Annotated in this window: 1 protein-coding gene; it reads right to left on the reverse strand. The window is 57.6% G+C overall.

The features are described 5' to 3' along the window. On the reverse strand, positions 1 to 788 hold a 788-nt coding region (prmA, locus tag QVO43_RS04830), incomplete at its 3' end, for a 50S ribosomal protein L11 methyltransferase (protein ID WP_288174542.1). Between the last annotated feature and the right edge of the window lie 250 nt (positions 789 to 1038).

Raw genomic sequence — 1038 nt, forward strand, 5'->3', positions numbered from 1 at the left:
CCCGCCACTTCCGGCAGTACCAGGATGATGATGTCCGCAATGATGTTGGCAATGATCAGATCCGCCTGACCCGGGGTGCCGTCCAGCAGGTTCCCCTGGTTTACGGTGATCCGGCTGCTGAGGCCGTTCTGGGCAATGTTCTCTTTGGCCACTTCCACGGCCTTTTCGTCGATGTCCACCGCGTGGATGGTCTTGGCTCCCAACAAAGCCGCTGCCATGGCCAGGATGCCGCTGCCGGTGCCCACATCGAAGACTTCACAGTCCGGAGTCACCAGGTCTTCCAGCCGCTGGATGCACATGCTGGTGGTGGCGTGGGTGCCGGTGCCGAAGGCCATTCCCGGATCCAGGGCGATGACCTTCTCGTCCCCCTGGGGCTCGTAGGTTTCCCAGGACGGTTTGATCACGATTTTCTTCCCCACTTTGGTGGTGTGGAAATACTGCTTCCAAGTGTTGGCCCAGTCCTTTTCGCTGATCTGCCGGAACAGGGTGGGCCCGAACCGGAACTTCCCGATCCGGCCTTCGATGGCCTGGAGGCCCTGTTCAATGGCATCCAGTTTCTGCTGGAGCTGGTCGTTTTCCGGGTAGTAGGCGGAAACAGTGACCACTTCCGTATTTTCCTGATGGGGGATGTCGCACAGTTCCCAGGTGGCACTTTCCCGCAGCTGGTTCAGCAGCAGAGGGTCTTCGATTTCCACCCCGTTCCGGGCCCCCACCTCCCGGAGCAGATCCGCCACAGCCTCCACAGCCTCATGGGTGACTTTTATGCTAACTTGCAGCCAAGATTCCATATGTAACGCTCCTTTGTACAGATATCGTATTATTATACCATATTGTGAGGGGGAGAAAAAGTGGGTAAGTGGTTAGGTGGTTAGGTGGGTAAGTGATTAGGGAGGTAGGTGATCACGGGGCCACCTCTCCGGAGCATTGTTCATCGTTCATCGTTCATCGTTGTGGAAGGAACCCGCTGCAGCAGGTTCCTCTGAAGGGAAACGCAGCCCATGGGGCTGCTAACCCACCACCCATGCTGCGCATGGATAC

The sequence above is a fragment of the Acidaminococcus sp. CAG:542 genome (assembly GCF_000437815.1).
Classification (GTDB): Bacteria; Bacillota; Negativicutes; order Acidaminococcales; family Acidaminococcaceae; genus Acidaminococcus.